The sequence below is a fragment of the Blastococcus atacamensis genome (assembly GCF_002938425.1).
Lineage (GTDB): Bacteria > Actinomycetota > Actinomycetes > Mycobacteriales > Geodermatophilaceae > Blastococcus > Blastococcus atacamensis.
Genome location: NZ_POQU01000030.1, coordinates 19,616 through 38,063, shown reverse-complemented (window position 1 = coordinate 38,063; position 18,448 = coordinate 19,616). Strand labels below are relative to the sequence as shown.

The 18,448-nt window shown below is 74.4% G+C and carries 19 protein-coding genes; 13 read left to right on the top strand and 6 right to left on the bottom strand.

All coding sequences use genetic code 11. The features are described 5' to 3' along the window. Positions 1 to 177: 177 nt before the first annotated feature. The 4 genes from C5508_RS09410 to C5508_RS09395 all read left to right on the top strand — a co-directional run bounded on the left by C5508_RS09410 (position 178) and on the right by C5508_RS09395 (position 4,037). Positions 178 to 1,122 carry a glycosyltransferase family 2 protein gene (locus C5508_RS09410; protein WP_104524684.1) on the top strand — a complete coding sequence of 315 codons (945 nt, stop codon included), beginning with the start codon at positions 178 to 180 and terminating at the stop codon, positions 1,120 to 1,122. Between the two features lies 1 nt (position 1,123). Further along, positions 1,124 to 2,224: a mannose-1-phosphate guanylyltransferase gene (locus C5508_RS09405; protein ID WP_104524683.1), complete on the top strand. Its 1,101-nt coding sequence runs from the start codon at positions 1,124 to 1,126 to the stop codon at positions 2,222 to 2,224. 62 nt (positions 2,225 to 2,286) lie between these two features. Next, a complete protein-coding gene (locus tag C5508_RS09400; RefSeq protein ID WP_104524682.1) occupies positions 2,287 to 3,057 on the top strand; it encodes an SDR family NAD(P)-dependent oxidoreductase in 771 nt (256 codons plus the stop codon). Positions 3,058 to 3,146: 89 nt separating this feature from the next. Further along, a complete protein-coding gene (locus C5508_RS09395; protein ID WP_104524681.1) occupies positions 3,147 to 4,037 on the top strand; it encodes a DNA-3-methyladenine glycosylase family protein in 891 nt (296 codons plus the stop codon). A 7-nt stretch (positions 4,038 to 4,044) separates the two neighbouring features. Here the strand turns inward: C5508_RS09395 and rfbA are convergent, their stop codons facing one another. From rfbA to cofD, 3 genes are read right to left on the bottom strand one after another with little or no spacing between them, the layout of a single operon-like run. Next, on the bottom strand, positions 4,045 to 4,911 hold the full coding sequence (gene rfbA, locus C5508_RS09390; protein WP_104524680.1) for a glucose-1-phosphate thymidylyltransferase RfbA: 867 nt from the start codon (positions 4,909 to 4,911) through the stop codon (positions 4,045 to 4,047). A 29-nt stretch (positions 4,912 to 4,940) separates the two neighbouring features. Continuing rightward, the gene (locus C5508_RS09385; RefSeq protein WP_232797026.1) at positions 4,941 to 6,059 is read right to left on the bottom strand and encodes a coenzyme F420-0:L-glutamate ligase; all 1,119 of its coding nucleotides are present in this window, start codon (positions 6,057 to 6,059) and stop codon (positions 4,941 to 4,943) included. Continuing rightward, on the bottom strand, positions 6,056 to 7,006 hold the full coding sequence (gene cofD / locus C5508_RS09380; RefSeq protein WP_104524688.1) for a 2-phospho-L-lactate transferase: 951 nt from the start codon (positions 7,004 to 7,006) through the stop codon (positions 6,056 to 6,058). The genes C5508_RS09385 and cofD overlap by 4 nt, the downstream gene beginning before the upstream one ends. 379 nt (positions 7,007 to 7,385) lie before the next feature. Between cofD and C5508_RS20600 the strand changes: the two genes are divergently transcribed. Further along, complete coding sequence (locus C5508_RS20600) at positions 7,386 to 7,628, top strand: WhiB family transcriptional regulator (protein ID WP_232797027.1); 243 nt, start codon at positions 7,386 to 7,388, stop codon at positions 7,626 to 7,628. A 126-nt stretch (positions 7,629 to 7,754) separates the two neighbouring features. Further along, a complete protein-coding gene (locus C5508_RS09370) occupies positions 7,755 to 8,591 on the top strand; it encodes a hypothetical protein (RefSeq protein WP_232797025.1) in 837 nt (278 codons plus the stop codon). Here C5508_RS09370 and C5508_RS09365 read toward each other — a convergent pair. Together C5508_RS09365 and C5508_RS09360 are read right to left on the bottom strand one after the other, a co-directional pair. Next, positions 8,578 to 9,438 carry a hypothetical protein gene (locus C5508_RS09365; protein WP_104524678.1) on the bottom strand — a complete coding sequence of 287 codons (861 nt, stop codon included), beginning with the start codon at positions 9,436 to 9,438 and terminating at the stop codon, positions 8,578 to 8,580. The two genes, C5508_RS09370 and C5508_RS09365, sit on opposite strands and share 14 nt — an antisense overlap. Before the next feature lie 39 nt (positions 9,439 to 9,477). Further along, positions 9,478 to 9,945: a metallopeptidase family protein gene (locus C5508_RS09360; protein WP_104524677.1), complete on the bottom strand. Its 468-nt coding sequence runs from the start codon at positions 9,943 to 9,945 to the stop codon at positions 9,478 to 9,480. A 220-nt stretch (positions 9,946 to 10,165) separates the two neighbouring features. On the opposite strand from C5508_RS09360, the gene C5508_RS09355 reads away from it, so the two are divergent. From C5508_RS09355 to manA, 7 genes are all read left to right on the top strand, one after another. After that, positions 10,166 to 10,516: a DUF3499 domain-containing protein gene (locus C5508_RS09355; RefSeq protein WP_104524676.1), complete on the top strand. Its 351-nt coding sequence runs from the start codon at positions 10,166 to 10,168 to the stop codon at positions 10,514 to 10,516. A gap of 25 nt (positions 10,517 to 10,541) precedes the next feature. Continuing rightward, a complete protein-coding gene (locus tag C5508_RS09350; RefSeq protein WP_104524675.1) occupies positions 10,542 to 11,918 on the top strand; it encodes a phosphomannomutase/phosphoglucomutase in 1,377 nt (458 codons plus the stop codon). Further along, entirely contained in the window at positions 11,915 to 12,121 is a 207-nt protein-coding gene (locus C5508_RS09345; protein ID WP_104524674.1) for a Trm112 family protein, read from the top strand. The genes C5508_RS09350 and C5508_RS09345 overlap by 4 nt, the downstream gene beginning before the upstream one ends. A gap of 11 nt (positions 12,122 to 12,132) precedes the next feature. Continuing rightward, positions 12,133 to 13,275 (top strand): SIS domain-containing protein, encoded by a 1,143-nt coding sequence (locus C5508_RS09340; RefSeq protein ID WP_104524673.1) that lies wholly within the window; start codon positions 12,133 to 12,135, stop codon positions 13,273 to 13,275. A gap of 75 nt (positions 13,276 to 13,350) precedes the next feature. Further along, a complete protein-coding gene (locus C5508_RS09335) occupies positions 13,351 to 14,304 on the top strand; it encodes a DUF808 domain-containing protein (protein WP_104524672.1) in 954 nt (317 codons plus the stop codon). A 70-nt stretch (positions 14,305 to 14,374) separates the two neighbouring features. Further along, positions 14,375 to 16,138, top strand: a complete 1,764-nt coding sequence (locus C5508_RS09330; protein WP_104524671.1) for a glycerol-3-phosphate dehydrogenase/oxidase — start codon at positions 14,375 to 14,377, stop codon at positions 16,136 to 16,138. Positions 16,139 to 16,213: 75 nt separating this feature from the next. After that, positions 16,214 to 17,389, top strand: coding sequence for a mannose-6-phosphate isomerase, class I (gene manA / locus C5508_RS09325; RefSeq protein WP_104524670.1), 1,176 nt, complete (start codon positions 16,214 to 16,216; stop codon positions 17,387 to 17,389). Positions 17,390 to 17,409: 20 nt separating this feature from the next. On the opposite strand, the gene C5508_RS09320 is transcribed toward manA, so the two are convergent. After that, a complete protein-coding gene (locus tag C5508_RS09320) occupies positions 17,410 to 18,414 on the bottom strand; it encodes a lysylphosphatidylglycerol synthase domain-containing protein (RefSeq protein WP_157944048.1) in 1,005 nt (334 codons plus the stop codon). Positions 18,415 to 18,448: the final 34 nt, after the last annotated feature.

Genomic DNA, 18,448 nt, shown 5'->3' with positions numbered 1-18,448 from the left:
TTCCTGACTGTGGTCTTATAACTGTCTTTGCCTCTACTGTGCTATTTCTAATTATTCTCTTTTTCGCTGTTTTTTTATCGTTCCTCCGGCGCCCCGTACTTAACCTATCCTCTTCGTCTGCAGCTTCAGACGTGTATAAGAGCCAGGGCCAGGGGGTGGGTGCCTAGGGTTCCTCCCGTGGCACCCACTCCAGACCCGCGTCCGCTGCGCGTCGTCGCGGTCACCTACTCACCCGGTGCGGCGCTCGAGGGTTTCCTCGAGTCCCTGGCGCACGCCACGTCCCGGCCGGTCGAGGTGGTGCTGGCCGACAACGGCTCCACCGACGGGGCTCCGGAGCGCGCCGCGGCACGTCACCCGCACGTCCGGGTGCTGCGCACCGGCGGGAACATCGGGTACGGCGCCGCGGCCAACGCCGGCCTGGCCGACCTGCGGACCGGGCGGGCCCTCATCGCCAATCCGGACCTGCGGTTCCACCCCGGCTCGATCGACGAGCTGCTCGCGGCCGCCGACCGGTGGCCCCGGGCCGCCACCCTGGGGCCGGCGATCATGACGCCGGAGGGGGAGCTCTACCCCTCCGCGCGCGACCTGCCCCGGCTGTCGACCGGCGCCGGGCACGCCCTCGTCGGGTGGGCGTGGCCGGGCAACCCCTGGACCGCCCGCTACCGGCGGGAGTGCGAGGCGCCGCGGGAGCGCCCGGCCGGCTGGCTGAGCGGGTCCTGCCTCCTGGTCGACCTGGAGGCATACTGGTCGGTGGGTGGCTTCGACCCGGGGTACTTCATGTACTTCGAGGACGTGGACCTGGCCGAGCGGCTGGGGCGTCGCGGCTGGCTGCACGTCTACGTGCCGACCGCCGTCGTCGAGCACGAGGGTGGGCACGCCACCCGCCGCGAGCCGCACCGGATGCAGCGCGTGCACCACACCAGCGCCCTGAGATATCTCTCCGGTCAGTACCCGGGCCGGCGCAACGCGCCGCTGCGCGGAGCACTGCGCGCGGGCCTGGGCGGCCGCATGCTCGTCTCCTACGTCAGCGGCCGCGTGGCCGCGGGCGCCCGGTTCCAGCGTAAGGCGAAGGAGCTGTCCGCGGTCCCCGAGCCCGCCCTCCGCGAGCGCGAGGAGGGCTGACGTGCGGCACGCGGTGATCATGGCCGGCGGGTCCGGCACGCGGCTGTGGCCGTTGTCCCGGATGGAACGGCCCAAGCAGCTGCTCGACGTGGTGACCGGTGACGACGGCGTGACCCGGAGCCTGCTGTTCGAGGCGTGGAGCCGGCTGCGCGCGGTCCTGCCGGCCGAGCGGATCTGGGTCTGCACCGGGATCCGCTATGCCGACCAGGTCCGCGCCGCACTCCCGGACCTGTGCCCGGACCGGCTGGTCCTGGAGCCGGTGGCCCGGGACACCGCCAACGCCGTCGGGCTGACCGCGGCGCTGGTCGCCGACGTCGATGCCGACGCCGCGCTGGCCGTGGTCAGCGCTGATCAGGTGATCCGGCCGGTGGAGCGGTTCGCCGAGGCGCTGCGGATCGCGTTCGAGGCCGTGGAGGCGCGGCCCCGGTCGCTGGTCACCCTCGGGATCGCCCCCACGTCCCCGGCCACCGGGTTCGGCTACGTCCGACGCGGCGGACCCACGGAGCTGCCCGGGGTGGCCGAGGTCGCCGCCTTCCGGGAGAAGCCGGACCGGGCCACGGCCGAGGCCTACCTCGCCTCGGGTGAGTACCTCTGGAACTCCGGCATGTTCGTCTGGCGCGCCCGCACCGTGCTCGAGGCGCTCGCGCAGCACCTGCCCGCCTCCGCCGAGGGGCTGGCCCGCATCGTCGCCGCGCCGGCCGGGGCACAGCGGGAGGCGGCGCTCGCCGAGGTCTTCCCGACGCTGCCGCGGATCAGCGTGGACTACGCCGTGCTGGAGCCGGCCGCCACGGAACCGGGCCGCGTCCTCGTCGTGGACCTGGACGTGAGCTGGGTCGACGTCGGCTCGTGGCCGGCGCTGACCCACACCCTGGACGACGACGGCGCAGGCAACGCCGTCCGCGGCATGTCCGTGGTCCTCGACGGATCGGGGAACGTCGTCCTCTGCGACGACCCGGGCCACCTGGTCGCGCTGGTCGGCGTCCGCGACAGCGTCGTGGTGCACACCGCCGACGTGACGATGGTCTGCCCGGTCACCGACGCCGAGCGGGTCAAGCAGCTCCTGGCGGCGGTCGAGGCGGAGCACGGGGCCCGCTTCAGCTGAGGCAGGGCTCGCCGCGGCGGGACCCTGCAGGCACCGCCGCTGCTCCGGGCTACGTTGCGGGCATGAAGAGCTTCGACGTCGCAGCTGTTGTCAGCGGGGGAGCCTCCGGGCTCGGTGAGGCCACGACCCGCGCCCTGGTCGCCCGGGGCGCCGCCGTGACCGTCCTGGACCTCAACGAGGAGCGCGGGCAGGCGCTCGCCGCCGAGCTGGGGGGCTCCACAACGTTCGTCCGGACCGACGTCACCGACGAGGCGTCGGTCCAGGCGGCGGTGGCCGAGGCGGCCGGCAAGGACCGGCCGCTGCGCATCGCGATCAGCTGCGCGGGGATCGGCATCGCCCAGCGGACCGTCGGTCGCAACGGCGAGCCGCACGACCTGGGCGCCTTCAGCAAGGTGCTGGCGGTCAACCTGGTCGGCACGTTCAACGTGCTCCGCTTCGCCTCGGCCGCGATGGCGCAGACCCAGCCGGGCGAGGAGGGGGAGCGCGGTGTCGTCGTGAACACCGCCTCGATCGCCGCCTACGACGGGCAGATCGGCCAGCTGGCGTACTCGGCGTCCAAGGGCGGGGTCGTCGGCATGACCCTGCCGGCCGCCCGCGACCTGTCCAGCGTGGGCGTGCGCGTCTGCACCATCGCCCCGGGCCTGGTCGACACGCCGTTGCTGGGCAGCCTGCCCGAGGAGGCGCGGGCCGCGCTCTCGGCGGGCATACCCTTCCCCAAGCGGCTCGGCCGTCCGTCGGACTTCGCCCACCTCGCCCTCTCGATCGTCGAGAACGGCTATCTCAACGGTGAGGTCATCCGGATGGACGGCGCGCTGCGGATGGCCCCTCGCTGATCTTCCCGGAGCACCCCCTGACCACGAGCACCACCACGGGCGCCGCGACCTCGGGCACCCGGGCCGTCGCGGACTTCGCGACCGCCTGGGTGCCCGACTGGCCCCTGGACCTGGCGCGGGCGCTCGCCCCGCACCGGCGCGGCGCCGCCGACCCGACGATGCAGGTCGCCGACGGGGGTCTCTGGCGGACGACGAGCACGCCGGACGGCCCCGCGACGGTGCGGATCACCCGCGTGGCCGGGGAGGTGCGGATCCAGGCGTGGGGTCCGGGAGCCGAGCGTGCCGGCTCGGCGGTGCCCGGATGGCTCGGTGCCGAGGACAGGCCCGAGGACTTCCGCCCGGGCGACGCCCATCCGCTCGTGACGGAGCTGCACCGGACCCATCCGCACCTGCGGCTGGGCCGGACCGGGCGGACGTGGGACGCGCTCCTGCCCGCGGTCCTGGAGCAGAAGGTCACCACCGTGGAGGCCTACCGGGTGTTCCGGGAGCTCTGCCGGCTGGCCGGGGAACCGGCGCCCGGCCCCGCTCCCGACGGCATGCGGGTCGTCCCCTCGGCTCCGCGGCTGCTGGAGGTTCCCGACTGGGAGTGGCACCGCTGCGGCCTGGACGGCGCGCGGCGCCGGGCCCTGCGGGCGGTCGCCGGGGTGGCGCACCGGATGGAGCCGGAGACCGGGTGCGACTCGGCGGAGCTGCAGCGCCGGTTGCGGATAGTGCCCGGCATCGGCGTGTGGACCGCCGCCGAGGTGGTGCAGCGGGCCCTGGGGTGCCCCGACACCGTCAGCGTTGGCGACTACCACCTGAAGAACACAGTGGGCTTCGCGCTGACCGGGCGCCGGAACGCCGACGACGAGGAGATGCTGGCCCTGCTCGAGCCGTGGCGCGGCCAGCGGCAGCGCGTCGTCCGGTTGATCCTCGCCGGCGGACCGCGCCGGCCCCGGCGCGGGCCCCGGTTCGCCCCGACGAACTACCGCCGGGTCTAGCCGCGGCTCAGCGGTCGTTCAGCAGGCCGAGCAGGTAGCTGCCGTACCCGCTCTTGCCCAGCGGCTCCGCGATCGCCCGCAGCCCGTCGTCGTCCAGCCAGCCGTTGCGCCAGGCGACCTCCTCGATGCAGCCGATCTTCAGCCCCTGGCGCTCCTCGACCACCGAGACGAACTCGGTGGCCTGGCGCAGCGAGGCGAAGGTCCCGGTGTCGAGCCAGGCGGTGCCGCGGTCCAGGGCGGTGACGGTGAGCCGGCCCGCGCGCAGGTAGTGCTCGTTGACGGCGGTGATCTCCAGCTCGCCGCGGGCGCTTGGGGTGATGCCCTTGGCCACCTCGACGACGTCGCCGGCGTAGAAGTAGAGCCCCGGGACGGCGTAGGAGCTCTTGGGCTCGGCCGGCTTCTCCTCGATGGAGAGGACCCGGCCGACGGCATCGAACTCCACGACGCCGTAGTCCTGCGGGTTGGCGACGTGGTAGGCGAAGACGTGCCCGCCGTCGGGCTCGGGCAGCCGCGAGAGGGCGGTGCCGAGACCGGCGCCGTAGAAGATGTTGTCGCCCAGGACCAGCGCCGCCGCCTCGCCGCCGAGGAACCCAGCACCGATGAGGAACGCCTGCGCCAGGCCCTCGGGCCGGGGCTGCACGGCGTACTCGATGCGCATGCCGAGCCGGCTGCCGTCGCCGAGCAGGTGGCGGAACGCCTCCTGGTCAGCGGGCGTGGTGATGACGAGCACCTCGCGGACGCCGGCCATCATCAGCGTGGAGAGCGGGTAGTAGATCATCGGTTTGTCGTAGACCGGCATGAGCTGCTTGCTCACGGCCTGCGTGATGGGGAACAGACGGCTCCCCGTGCCACCGGCCAAGATGATCCCGCGCATGGGGACGAACCGTAGGCGATGCGCGGCGCTCAGAGCCCCGGATCGCCCAACCACAGCCTCCCGACGAGTGAGGTCCCCCCGGAGGTGCCGACGGGTTCCCACCGGGTCGCCCAACCCATGGCGTGCAGCTGGACGACGGCGACACCGACCACGGCGCCGAGGTTCAGCGCGGTCGTCACGGTGACGGCGTCGGAGAGGTGCACGTCGACGACGCCGTCGTCCTCGCCGCCGTAGCGCAGCACGACGGGGAACTCCGGCAGGGCGGCGGCCGCGACGCGGAAGGCCTCGGCGACCGCCTCGCGCTCCCCGGGCCGGGGGACCAGGCCGGTTCCGGGCGCGCGCGAGGTGACGACGTCCCGCGAGCCGTAGGGAAAGAGATCGTCGGCCGGGAGGCGGACCAGCGGCCGGGTGCCCTCGTCGAGGTCGCCGGCGCTGCGCCGCAGGGCGAGGCCCCGGACCACGGCCACCGGGACGCCGGCCAGCTTTCCCTTGACCAGGTCGGCGGCCGACGCGATCTCGTCGACCACGGCCACGCGGGTGGTCTCGAGCCGGTTGCCGTGCCCGTCCACCGCTCCGCGGTGGTCCTCCAGCGCCGGGATCCCGGCCGCACCGACCGCGACGTCGGTGAGGCCCTCGCGCCAGGTGCGGCCGAAGGTGTCGCTCACGACCACGGCGACGTCGACCCCGGCCAGCTCGTGCAGCCGGGCCCGCAGCCGCCGGGCGGAGGCATCGCCGTCGGCGGGGAGCAGCACGAGGGTGTCGGAGGCGACGTTCGACGCGTCGATGCCGGCCGCGGCCACCACCCACCCCTGCGGGGTCTGCACGATCTTCAGCGGTCCCCGGCGGGCCACCGTGCGCACCGTCTCACCGTCGATGGCCCGCTGGCGCACTGTCTCGCGGTCCTCACCGGGCGGCACGTGGACCACCCGGCCCTCGACCTTGGAGACGACCTTGGAGGTGACGACGACGACGTCGCCGTCGGCGAGCCAGGGCGCGGCCGACGCCACGACGGCGGCCAGGTCGTCCCCGGGGGCGAACTCCGGCAGTCCGGCGACGGGGACGACCGAGACGCCCGATGGAACGGCGCCGTCCAGAGGCTCGCGGCGAGCGTGCGAGCCGTGAGGAGGACGGGGTCCTTCGTCGGTCACCGGGCGCAGGCGCCGAGTGCGGCTCGGGCGAGGTCGGTGGTGGCCTCGGGGGAGGACATGAGCAGCGGGCGGGCGCGCACGTCCACGCCCGGCACGTCGGCGGCGTCGTCCTCGGCCACCAGCCACGCGTCGAGCAGCCCGCCCTCGGAGCGGGCCCCGTAGTGCCGGCCCACGCCCTCGGCGCTGACCTCGATGCCCATGGCGGGCAGGCAGCGGTCCGCCATGCCGCGCACCACAGCGCCACCCACGATCGGGGAGACGCCCGCGACGCGGGCCGGGGAGGCCAGCAGCGCCTCCCGCAGACCGGGCACGCCCAGGACGGTGCCGATGGAGACCACGGGGTTCGACGGCGCCAGCAGGATCGCGTCGGCCGCGGCGAAGGCCTCGACCACGCCGGGGGCCGGGCGGGCGGCGTCCACGCCCACCTGGACGAAGGCCGCCGGGTCCAGCGCGGCGCGGTGGCGCACCCACCACTCCTGGAAGTGGATCGCCTGCGGCCGCCCGCTCTCGGGGTCGGTGACGACGACGTGGGTCTCCACCCGCTGGTCGCTCATCGGCAGCAGCGTCACGCCCGGCTGCCAGCGGGCGCACAGCGCGGCGGTGACGGCGGACAGGGCGTAGCCGGCGTCGAGCATCCGGGTGCGCACCAGGTGCGTGGCGAGGTCGCGGTCGCCCAGGCCGAACCAGGTGGGGTCGGCGTCGTAGGCGGCCAGCTCCTCCTTGACCGTCCAGCTCTCCCCGGCCCGGCCCCAGCCGCGCTCCTCGTCGATGCCGCCGCCGAGGGTGTACATGACCGTGTCGAGGTCCGGGCAGATCCGCAGGCCGTGCATCGTCACGTCGTCGCCGGTGTTCACGACGGCGGTGATCTCCGCCTCAGGGGCCGCCGCGCGGACTCCGCGCAGGAATCGAGCCCCTCCGGTCCCACCTGCCAGCACGACGATCTGCACGAAACGCATCGTGCCTGATGAGCACTTGTCGACTGTTCGCCGGGCGTGTCGAGGGGTGCTGCGAGATGTGACGAACGGGGTGGGGCTGGTGGGGCTGGTGTGGCGTGTCGCTTACACCGGGCAAAGTTGACGACGGGGCAACGACACGCGTGTAATTCCGGCGGTGTCAACGAGTGCTGAACGGCCCGGGAACCTCCTGCCGGCCGAGCACCGTGGCGAGAGCGAGAGGGGACGCACCGTCATGGCTGAGGTGTCGTGGTTGAGCGATTACGTGAACGGGACAGAGCGGTCGGCCGACCGTCTGGGGGTCACCTCGGTGGCCTCGGGCGTGGGGCAGCAGGCCGTGGGCCAGGGCACCGGCCAGCCCTTCGTCGGGTTCCTGGGCTTCGGCCTGGAGGCCGACGCGCAGTCCTGGCAGGAGCAGGCGCTGTGCGCGGAGACGGACCCGGAGGCGTTCTTCCCCGAGAAGGGCGGCTCGACGCGGGAGGCCAAGAAGATCTGCACCGGCTGCGAGGTCAAGGCCCAGTGCCTCGAGTACGCGCTGGCCAACGACGAGCGCTTCGGCATCTGGGGTGGCCTCTCCGAGCGTGAGCGCCGCCGGCTCCGCCGCCGCGCCGTCTAAGGACCCCCTGAAGGACCCTTCGCCCCCCACCGCTCGCACGCTCGCGGCGGGGCCCTGCGAAGGGCCGAGAAATTCCTCACCCAGCCGCCGACGTCCCCCGTCGGCGGCTGTGGTTGTGTTCGGGCCGTGCTCGAGCCCGCCGCCCGGATGGTCCGCGGACGGGACGGGGTCGCCCGCGAGGTGCTGGCCGCAGGCCCTCTCATGGCCCGGCTGTCCGCGCCGCCGACCGCCCGGGCGCCCTGGCTGACCGTCGTCCTCAACGAGGGTGCCGCCCGCCGTCGGTCCGGCCGCCCGGTCGCCGTCGTGGTCGACGGCGCCGCTGGTGCCCCGCCCCTGGCGGCGGCCTTCCTGCTGGTGCGGCGGCGCGGGCCGGTCACCGTCGTCGAGCTGCTGGGCCAGTCCGCCGGGCCCCTGCCGGGTGGCCGGCCGACCGCCCGCCTCCTCGCGGGCGACGACGCCTCCGCCGAGCGGCTGGCGACCGGCGTCGTCGGCCTGCTCGACGCGCTGCACGGACCGGTCTCCCTGCGACTGGCCGGCCTCCCGCTGGGTGATCCCACCGCCCGCGCGCTCGCCGCCCGGCTGCCCACCGCCGTGCTGGCCAACGTGCGCAGCGTCCGGCTCGTCGACGACCTGGACGCCGCCGGCCCGGTCGAGCGCTCCCGTGACCCGCGCGTGGTCGAGCGCCTGCTGCCCGCCCTGCTCGACGCCGAGCCGGACCGCCGGTCGCGCGGTCTCCTGCGCGCCGCCGCGCGCCTGCACGCGGCGATCGGCCAGCTGGAGGTCGCGGTCCTGGCCGACGGCGACGTCCTGCGCGGGGCGCTGCTCACCCTGGTCGACGGCGCGGACCGCTGGCCGTGGTGGGGGACCGGCGCCGGCCTGGGCGCCGAGATGGGGGCGCCGCTGGTCGGGCTCGCCGTCCCGGCCCGCTCCTGGCCGCCGCTGCCCGGCGTCAGCCGGGACTGAGCTCGCCGGTCACCGGGGCGCTGCCGGTGCCGATCCGCACCTCGCCGGAGGCCACGCCGTCGACCGGCGTGAGGGTCAGCTCCACGTCGTAGACGCGCCCGGTCGGCTCCGGCGCCGAGCCCGCCGGCCGCACCTCGGTCGCCGCCGGGCCGTGCAGCAGGAGCCGGTCCTCGTCCTGCTCGACGACCAGCTCGGGAGAGGAGAGCACCGCGTGCTCCACCAGCGAGGGGGCGCAGCCGGCCGCCGCCGGGTCCGCGGGTGCACGGGCGGCCAGGCAGTTCCAGGTGGGCAGTCGCAACTCCAGCCGTCCCGCCGGGCCGTCGGTGGAGAGCCGCAGCTCGGGATAGGTCACCGTGATGCCGACGGCCCGCTGCTCCAGGACCAGTCCACCGCCGGTCAGCCGGCCTTCCGTGCCGTCGTCCGGTCGCGCCGATGCGGATGCCGACGATCGTCCCGCGTCCGAGTGGTCCTGCCCGCGGCTGCCGGCGGCCACCGCGGCGGCGAGGCCCACCAGGAGCAGCGCGACCAAGGTCAGCGCCGCGAGCGACCGGAGCGCGGAGGAGTCGTCGCGCGGCGCGGGCACCGGACCGGGTTCCGGCCGCGACGGCGGCGCGGAGAGGGACACCCAGCCGCCGGCCGCCGGCTGCCCGGGGCGGGTGCCCGGGGGGTGTTCCAGGAAGTCGGCCAGGTCGTCGACCCGCGGATCGGCCGGGACGGCGTCGGCGGTCGGGGGAGCGGAGCGTCGGCGGGCGGCGAGGACGGCCGTGCCGACGGCGGCCGCGAGCAGGACGCCCAGCACCGCGCCGAGCACGAGCCAGGCAGCGCTGCCGGCGATCGGGACGTCCATCGCCCTCAGCATCTCAGCCCCTCCGAGCGTTCCCGCCGGTCAGCCGGTGGGATCGATCTCCTCGGGGTCCCGGCCGAGCAGCGTCGCGATCTGGTCGACCACGACGTCACGGACGAGGTCGGCGAGGTCCTCACGGTCGTTGGCGCGCAGTTCCAGCGGCCGCCGGTAGACGACGACGCGCGGCGGCAGCTCCTCGCCCTGCTCCCGCCGGGCCGGCAGCACGCGGGCCAGCGGGACGCCGCCGTCGTCGAGCACGTCGCTGTCGAGCACGACCTCGTCGGGATCGGTGTGCTCCACCCACGGCACGTCCTCGACGGCGAACTCGACCCCGGCCAGCTCGCGTTCCCAGCGACGCTCGAGGTCTTCGACCGCGTCGAGGACGAGGTCGTCGAACGCCTCACCCCGGCTGCGTGCGAGGGGTACCTCGTTCGGCACCAGGCGTCCGCGCAGGCCACGGCCGTGCCGGTCGCGGCGGGAGCGGGCGGGGCGGCGCCGGGAGGAGCTCATGACGCGTCGAAGCGTACGGCGACGGCCGACACGCCGGGCCGTGGAACGACTTCGGCGGGGATTTCCCCGGTCGTGCCGCAGGGGGCCGCATCCCGCTCCCGACCGGTGACGATGCCCACGGGACCATCGTGCAGGATGGTGCGTGGCGGTCCGAATACCGGTGCGCCTGCTGTCGCGCACGGCGCAGCGGGATTACTGTGCCTTTCGTGAGGAACCGGTGGTGAGGCAGTCACGTCGCTGCTCGCGCAGCGGCTGCGCGCAACCGGCAGCGGCGACCCTGACCTACGTCTACGCGGAGTCGACCGCTGTCGTGGGCCCGCTCGCGACGTTCTCGGAGCCGCACAGCTACGACCTGTGCGAGTTCCACGCCGAGCGGCTGACCGTGCCGCGCGGCTGGGAGGTCGTCCGGCACGAGATCGACCTCGACGACTCGGGCCCGACCGGCGACGACCTGCTCGCGCTGGCCGACGCGGTCCGCGAGGCCGCCCGGCCGGAGCCCCCGCGCGACCCCGCCGACGACGGCCGCGGCATCCGCCGCGGTCACCTGCGGGTCCTGCCCGACCTCCCCTGAGGTCCCCGCCGATAGTCTTCTGCGCGTGGCAGACCTGTCCGCGCTGATCAAGGCCTACGACGTCCGTGGCGTCGTCCCCGACGAGTGGGACGAGTCGACGGCGAGGGCCATCGGCGCCGCGTTCGCGGAGTTCGTGCTCGCCGACAGCGGCGCCACCACCGTGGTCACCGCGCACGACATGCGTGAGTCCTCGATCCCGCTGTCCCGCGCCTTCGCCGAGGGCGTCATCGCCCGCGGTCTCGACGTCGTGGAGGCCGGGCTGGGCTCGACCGATCTGCTGTACTTCGCCGCCGGCTCGCTGGACCTGCCCGGTGCCATGTTCACCGCGAGCCACAACCCGGCCCGGTACAACGGCATCAAGATGTGCCGGGCGGGTGCGGCGCCCATCGGGCAGGACTCCGGTCTGGTGACGATCCGCGAGTGGGCCGAGCGCGACGCCTACGAGCGCGTGCCCACCCGAATCGGCTCGGTGAGCTCCCAGGACGTGCTCGCCGGGTACGCCGCGCACCTGCGTTCGCTGGTCGACCTGTCCTCGATCCGGCCGCTGAAGGTCGTCGTCGACGCGGGCAACGGCATGGGTGGGCACACCGTGCCGGTCGTCCTCGCCGACCTGCCGCTCGACGTCGTCCCGCTGTACTTCGAGCTCGACGGCTCGTTCCCCAACCACGAGGCCAATCCGCTGGACCCGGCGAACCTGGTGGACCTGCAGGCCGCCGTCCTGGAGCACGGGGCCGACATCGGCCTGGCCTTCGACGGCGACGCCGACCGGGTGTTCGTCGTCGACGAGCGCGGGGAGCCGGTGAGCCCCTCGGCGATCACCGCCCTGGTCGCGGTGCGCGAGCTCGCCAAGGGCCGCGGGACCACGATCATCCACAACCTGATCACCTCGCGAGCGGTCCCCGAGATCGTGAGGGAGCACGGCGGTCAGCCGGTGCGCACGCGGGTCGGGCACTCGTTCATCAAGGCGGAGATGGCCCGCACCGACGCCGTCTTCGGCGGTGAGCACTCCGCGCACTACTACTTCCGTGACTTCTGGCGGGCCGACACGGGCATGCTCGCGGCCATGCACGTGCTCGCCGCGCTGGGGGAGCAGTCCCGCCCGCTGTCGGACCTGACCTCCGCCTACGAGCGCTACGCGGCCTCGGGGGAGATCAACTCCACCGTGGCCGACGCGTCGGCGCGGGTGGCCGAGGTGCGGGAGGTCTTCCAGGCCGAGGGGGCGACGTTCGACGAGCTGGACGGGCTGACCGTCGAGCTGCCCGACGGCGCCTGGTTCAACCTGCGGGCCAGCAACACCGAGCCGCTGCTGCGGCTGAACGTGGAGGCGCCGGATCTGGCGCGGATGACCGAACTGCGCGACCGGGTGCTGAGCACCGTGCGCGCGGAACAGGAGCAGAGATGACCACTTCCCCCGGCGCCACGAGCGGTCCCCTCGGCCTGGACGCCGACCTGCTCGAGATCCTCGCCTGCCCCGACACCCACCACACGCCGCTGACCGTGGACGAGGCGGCCGGCGAGCTCGTCTGCGCCACCTGCGACCGCGGTTTCCCGGTGCGCGACGGCATCCCGGTGCTCCTGCTCGACGAGGCGCGGACGCGCGGCTGAGAGGGGCCACCGTGACCTCGCCCGAGTTCGCCGAGGAGGTCCTCGACGACCTCGACCTGCTGCGCGCCCGGGATCCCCGCGGCCTGCTGCCCGCGGTCGCCGGCGCCGGTGCCCAGGTGCGCGAGACCGCGCGGCTGACCGACGAGGCGGACCTGACCCGGGTCACCGACGGCGGGCGGCCCCGTGGCCTGATCATCGTGGCGCGCCGCGAGGGGGCGGTCGCGGCGTCGGTGCTGCGCGCCCTGCTCGGGGCGTCGAGCCCGGTGACCGTCGACGTCGTCCCGGGACCGGCGCTGCCGGTGTGGGCCGGGCCCAGCGACATCGCCGTGGTGGCCACCCGCACCGGCGCCGGCAGCTACGCCGTCGGCCCCGCGTACGAGGCCGCCCGCCGCGGGGTCTCCCTCGTGGGCATCGGAGCCGACGACGCGCCACTGCGTGCCGCCTGCTCGAGCGCCCGCGCCCCCTACGTGGCCCTTCCGCAGAGCCGCGTCCAGCACACCACCCTCTGGTCCCTGCTCACGCCGATGCTCCGGTTGGCGACCGACCTCGGGTTGCTGTCCGCGGGGGTGGCCGACCCCGACGAGGTGGCCGCTGCCCTGGACGAGGTCGCCGGGGAGTGCGGGCCGGCCCGCGAATCCTTCGTGAACCCGGCCAAGACCCTCGCTCTGGAGCTCCTCGACGCCCTGCCGGTCATCGCCGCGGAGGGTCCGCTGGCCGGTGCGGCGGCGATCCGGATCGCCGACCAGCTGGCCACCCTCGCCGGGCTGCCGGCGACCGGCTTCCGGCTGCCCGACCAGCGCGTGGCTGCCTGCGCGGTCCTGGGCGGGCCCCTGGCCCCGCGCGAGGCGGACGACTTCTTCCGGGACCGCGCCGACGACGAGGGGCGGCGGCTCCGGCTGCTCACCATCCGCGACCCCGACGCCGGTGGGCACGACGGATCGGGCGAGCGGGAGCCGCGCTCGGCGGCGGAGGCGATGCAGCAGGTTCTGCGCACCGCCGGCGTGAACAGCGTGCCGGTCAGCGGCCTGGCCGAGCACGGCGAGCCCGGCCGGTTCCCCCGTCTGCCGCGGCTCGCCCGTCAGCTGGCCGTCGCCGATTTCACCGCCGTCTACCTGGCACTGGCGCTGGACTCCGAGCGCGCCCTCGGCTCGTGACCGCGCACATCGCGTCCGGACAGGCGACCATTCCTGCAGCGGCATCGACGTGCTGACCGATCGGAAGGACTTCCCGTGGCGGGTGGACTCGTAGCGCTCCTGGACGACGTGGCGGTGCTCGCACGAGCAGCCGCCGCATCGATCGACGACATCGGCGCCGCCGCCGGGCGGGCCAGCGTCAAGGCCGCCGGGGTCGTCGTGGATGACACCGCCGTCACCCCGCAGTACGTGCACGGCCTCACCGCCGACCGCGAGCTGCCGATCATCCGCAAGATCGCGCTGGGGTCGCTGCGCAACAAGCTGCTGATCATCCTCCCGGCGATCCTGCTGCTCAGCCAGTTCCTGCCGTGGCTGCTCACCCCGATCCTCATGCTGGGCGGCGCCTACCTCTGCTACGAGGGCGCCGAGAAGATCTGGCACCGGATCAGCGGCCACGCGGAGGAGCACGGATCGGTCGAGGACGCGCTGCCGGACGAGAAGACCATCGTGACCGGAGCGGTGCGCACCGACTTCATCCTGTCCGCCGAGATCATGGTGATCAGCCTCAACGAGGTGGCCGGCGAGGGGTTCGTGTCGCGCGCGATCATCCTGATCGTGGTCGCCCTCGGGATCACCGTGCTCGTGTACGGCGTCGTCGGGGTCATCGTGAAGATGGACGACGTCGGGCTGAACCTGTCGCAACGGCCCACCAAGGGCGTCGCCGCGCTCGGCCGCGGGCTGGTCAAGGGCATGCCGAAGCTGCTGAGCGTCCTCACCGTCGTCGGCACTGCGGCCATGCTGTGGGTGGGTGGGCACATCATCCTGCTGGGCACCGACGAGCTCGGCTTCCACCCGCTCTACGAGTTCGTGCACCACCTCGAGGAGCTGGCGCACGACGCCACCGGCGCCCTGGGCGGGGTCGTGGGCTGGCTGGTCAACACGCTGGGCAGCGCGCTCCTGGGGCTCGTCGTCGGCGCGCTGATCGTGCTGGTCATGAGCCTGACCTTCCACCGTAAGAAGGCGACGACGGACGGGGCCGGCGCGCACTAGCGGGATCGCCGGGGCGACGTGTGACCCGGTTCTCGACACGAGGACCCTTGGGCGGGGGACAGTAGGAGCCATGCACCCGGGGGACACCGACCGCACGCAGCTGTCACCGGAACGCCGTCGGGCCGACCGCGCCCGCCTGGCGGACGAGGTCGTCGACGTCCTCGTCATCGGGGGCGGCGTGACCGGCGCCGGCGCCGCGCTGGACGCGGCCAGCCGCGGGCTGACCGTGGGGCTGCTGGAGGCCCGGGACTGGGCAGCCGGCACCTCCAGCCGGTCGAGCAAGCTGATCCACGGCGGTCTGCGCTACCTCGAGCAGATGGCCTTCCCGCTGGTGCACGAGGCGCTCAAGGAGCGCGCCCGCCTGGTGCGCACCATCGCCCCGCACCTGGTGCGGCCGCTGCCCTTCCTGCTGCCGCTCACCGCGCCGGTGTGGCAGCGCGCCTACTACGGCGCGGGCGTGGCCCTGTACGACGCGATGGGGGCGGCCTTCGCGCGGAACCGCGCCAAGGGTGGACGGGGGATCCCCAGGCACCGTCATCTCTCCCGGCGTGCCGTTCTCGAGGCGTTCCCCGCCCTCCGACGGGACGTGGTGCGCGGCGCGATCCGCTACTACGACGCGCAGGTCGACGACGCCCGGCACACCCTCGCGGTGGTGCGCACCGCCGCCGGCTACGGCGCGCACGTGCTCTCCAGCGCACGGGTCGTCGGGCTGCTGCGCGACGGCGACGGAGCGGATGCGCCGGTCGTCGGCGCGCGGGTCGCCGACCTGACCGACGGCTCCTCGTTCACCGTCCGCGCCCGCAGCGTGATCGCCGCGACCGGGGTCTGGAGCGACGACGTCGGCGCCATGCTCGGGGAGTCCGCACCCAGTCTCAAGGTCCGGGCCTCCAAGGGGGTCCACCTCCTCGTGCCGCGCTCGGCCATCGACGGCGGGCACATCGGGCAGCACGGGCTGATCCTGCGCACCCCCACGAGCGTGCTGTTCGTGATCCCGTGGGCCGACCAGTGGATCGTCGGCACCACCGACACCCCGTGGACGCTCGACCGGGACCACCCGGCGGCCAGCAGCGCCGACATCGACTACCTGCTCGACCAGGTCAACAAGGTGCTCACCACCCCGCTCACGGCCGACGACATCGTCGGCGTCTACGCGGGGCTGCGGCCTCTGCTGGCCGGGGAGTCCGACGAGACCAGCCGGCTGTCCCGCGAGCACGCCGTCGTCATGCCGGTGCCGGGCCTGGTGCTCGTGGCCGGGGGCAAGTACACGACCTACCGGGTCATGGCGGCCGACGCCGTCGACGCCGCGGTCGAGCGGCTGCCGGGGGCGCCGGGCTCGCGCACCGCGGAGCTCCCGCTGGTGGGCGCGCGCCGCTGGACGGAGGTGCGGGATCGCGCGGCCGAGCTGGGCGCCGCCTACGGCGTGCCGGAGGAGGCGGTCGAGCGGCTGCTGCACCGGCACGGCGACCAGGTGCCCGCAGTCCTGGACCTGGTGCGGGCCGACCCGTCGCTGGGCCGCCCGCTCCCGGGCGCTCCCGGGCACCTGGGGGCGGAAATCGTGCACGCAGCGATGGCCGAGGGCGCCCTGCACCTGGACGACGTCCTGACCCGGCGCACCCGCATCTCGATCGAGACGCCGCACCGCGGGGTGGAGTCGGCACCGGAGGTCGCGCGCCTCATGGCGAGGGTGCACGGCTGGCAGGACGACTTCCTGGCCCGCGAGATCGCGCACTACGAGGCGCGCGTGGACGCGGAGCGGGAGTCGCAGCGGATGCCCGACGACCGGACCGCCGACGCCGCGCGGCTGGGCGCCCCGGACGTGCGCGCCGCCGTCTGAGGCACCGCGTTCGGGTGACCTCGGTCGAGCCGCTGTTCCCGTGCCCGTCCCCGCCCCCGTAGCCTCGATCCCACGATGTGGCAGCTCAGCAACGGCGTCCGCTACTACTCCTGGGGCAGCCGCACGGTCATCCCCGAGCTCCTCGGGGCCCAGGTGCCGGCCGACCGACCGCACGCCGAGCTGTGGATGGGGGCCCACCCCGACGAGCCGAGCATGCTCCCCGACGGCCGTCCCCTGCACGAGGCGATCGCCGCGGATCCGCAGGGGATGCTCGGCGCCGAGGTGCACGAGCGCTTCGGGTCGCGGCTGCCCTTCCTGATGAAGGTGCTCGCGGCGGAGACGCCGCTGTCGCTGCAGGCGCATCCCACGACGGAGCAGGCCCGGAAGGGCTTCGCGGCCGAGGAGGCCGCCGGCATCGCGCGCGACGACCCCGCCCGGACCTTCAAGGACCCTTTCCACAAGCCGGAGCTCCTGCTCGCCCTCACCCCGGTGGAGGCGCTGTGCGGTTTCCGTCCGGTGGAGGAGTCGCTGCACTGCCTGGCGAAGCTCCAGGTGCCCGAGCTCAAGCCGACCATCGCGGCGCTGGCCCGCGGCGGGCTGCGTGCGGCCGTGCCGCAGCTGCTGGCGCTGACCGGTGCGCGGCGCACCGAGCTGGTGAGCGCCGTCGCCACCGCGGCGGAGCGCTTCGTCTCCGCGGAGGATCCCGAGTTCCTCAACACCTACCGCTGGGCGGCCTCCCTGGCCGGGACCTACCCGGGCGACCCCGGCGTGGTCATCTCGCTGATGTGCAACCACCTGAAGCTGGCGCCGGGGGAGGCGGTCTTCCTCCCGGCGGGGAACCTGCACGCCTACCTGTCCGGAGCCGGCGTCGAGGTGATGGCCGGCTCCGACAACGTGCTCCGCGGCGGGCTGACCGCCAAGCACGTCGACCTGGCCGCGCTGATCGAGGTGCTCGACTTCACCGACGGCCGCGTCCCGGTCGTGCACCCGGTGCCCGGTCCCGGCGGCCTGCGCTACCCGGTCCCGGTTACCGACTTCGACCTGACACGCAGCGAGGTGGGGGAGAACGCCGACGACCTGACGACCGGCGGGCCGCAGGTGGTCCTCTGCACCGAGGGCGCGGCGGTGCTCACCGCGGACGACGGCGAGCTGCGACTGGCGCGGGGAGCGTCGGCGTTCGTGCCGGCCGGCACACGGGTGACCGTGCGCGGGCCCGCCGTCCTCTACCGGGCCACCACGAACCTCGGGTGACCCCGGGGCCGGGTCGCCGGTCAGGCAGCCGGCGTCCGGACGTCGGCCGACAGGCGGGCGACGAGGGTGGCGACGCCGGCGAAGACGAGCTCCACGACGGTGAACATGACGCGGGAGACGATGGCCAGGGCCAGCGCCTGGCCGTAGGGCAGCACCGCGGCGAGCGCACCGACGACGACCAGCTCGCGCGCGCCGATGCCCGAGGGCAGGACGAACGCGACGAGGCCCGCGGTCATGGCCATGCCCATCGTGCCGATGCACAGCACGAGGCCCAGCCCCGCACCCATCGGCCACTCGGAACCGAGCGAGCTGACCAGGACGAACAGGTGCAGGCCGTAGGCGACGTAGATCAGCAGGCTGCTCCCGGTCGCCCGGGCGAGGGCCCGGCCGGTCAGCCGCTGCTCCAGGGGCCGCTGGCGCAGCAGCACGAGCAGCTTCTGGACCACGAAGGTCAGGGGGGTCGGGTGCAGCATGGCCAGCCCGACCGGCAGGAGCAGGAACAGCCACAGCAGGCTCGGCTCGTTCCGGATGAGCGCCGGAACGGCGGTCGTCGCGGCCAGCAGCGAGGTGACGACCGCGACCCCGGCGGTGACCAGCGAGGCGATGAAGCCGTTCATGCGCGTGATGCCGGCCGACTTCGCCAGCTCCATCTGGAGCAGGAACGCCACGACGGAGCCCGGGACGTACTTGCCGAGCTGGCCGACGAGGTAGATCTTGGCGGCGTCGGGGATCCGCACCTGCGAGCCCACCGCGGCCAGCGCCTCGCGCCAGACCAGCGGGCCCAGCAGCACGCCCACGCTCACCGCGAGGAAGGACAGCAGCACGGGGACGACCTGGAGGTCCGCCAGGGTCGCCGAGACCTCCGACCACTCGCGGACGACCTGGACCGTCGCCAGCGCGACCACCACGACGACCACGACCCGCCGCACCCACACGAGGAGCCCGCCGCTCGAGCCGGTCGGCAGCGCGGCGCCCTCGTCGGTCGTTCGCTCGGACGGTCCGGGATCGGTCGTCGCCTCAGGCACGTCAGCCCTCATCGGACCGCCTTCTTCTCCGTCG

Bases quoted from the DNA above. Each gene is read 5' to 3' on its own strand.
- C5508_RS09400 (WP_104524682.1), top strand. From the start codon at position 2,287: ATGAAGAGCTTCGACGTCGCAGCTGTTGTCAGCGGGGGAGCCTCCGGG.
- rfbA (WP_104524680.1), bottom strand. From the start codon at position 4,911: ATGCGCGGGATCATCTTGGCCGGTGGCACGGGGAGCCGTCTGTTCCCC.
- C5508_RS09365 (WP_104524678.1), bottom strand. From the start codon at position 9,438: ATGGACGTCCCGATCGCCGGCAGCGCTGCCTGGCTCGTGCTCGGCGCG.
- C5508_RS09360 (WP_104524677.1), bottom strand. From the start codon at position 9,945: ATGAGCTCCTCCCGGCGCCGCCCCGCCCGCTCCCGCCGCGACCGGCAC.
- C5508_RS09345 (WP_104524674.1), top strand. From the start codon at position 11,915: ATGACCACTTCCCCCGGCGCCACGAGCGGTCCCCTCGGCCTGGACGCC.
- C5508_RS09330 (WP_104524671.1), top strand. From the start codon at position 14,375: ATGCACCCGGGGGACACCGACCGCACGCAGCTGTCACCGGAACGCCGT.
- manA (WP_104524670.1), top strand. From the start codon at position 16,214: ATGTGGCAGCTCAGCAACGGCGTCCGCTACTACTCCTGGGGCAGCCGC.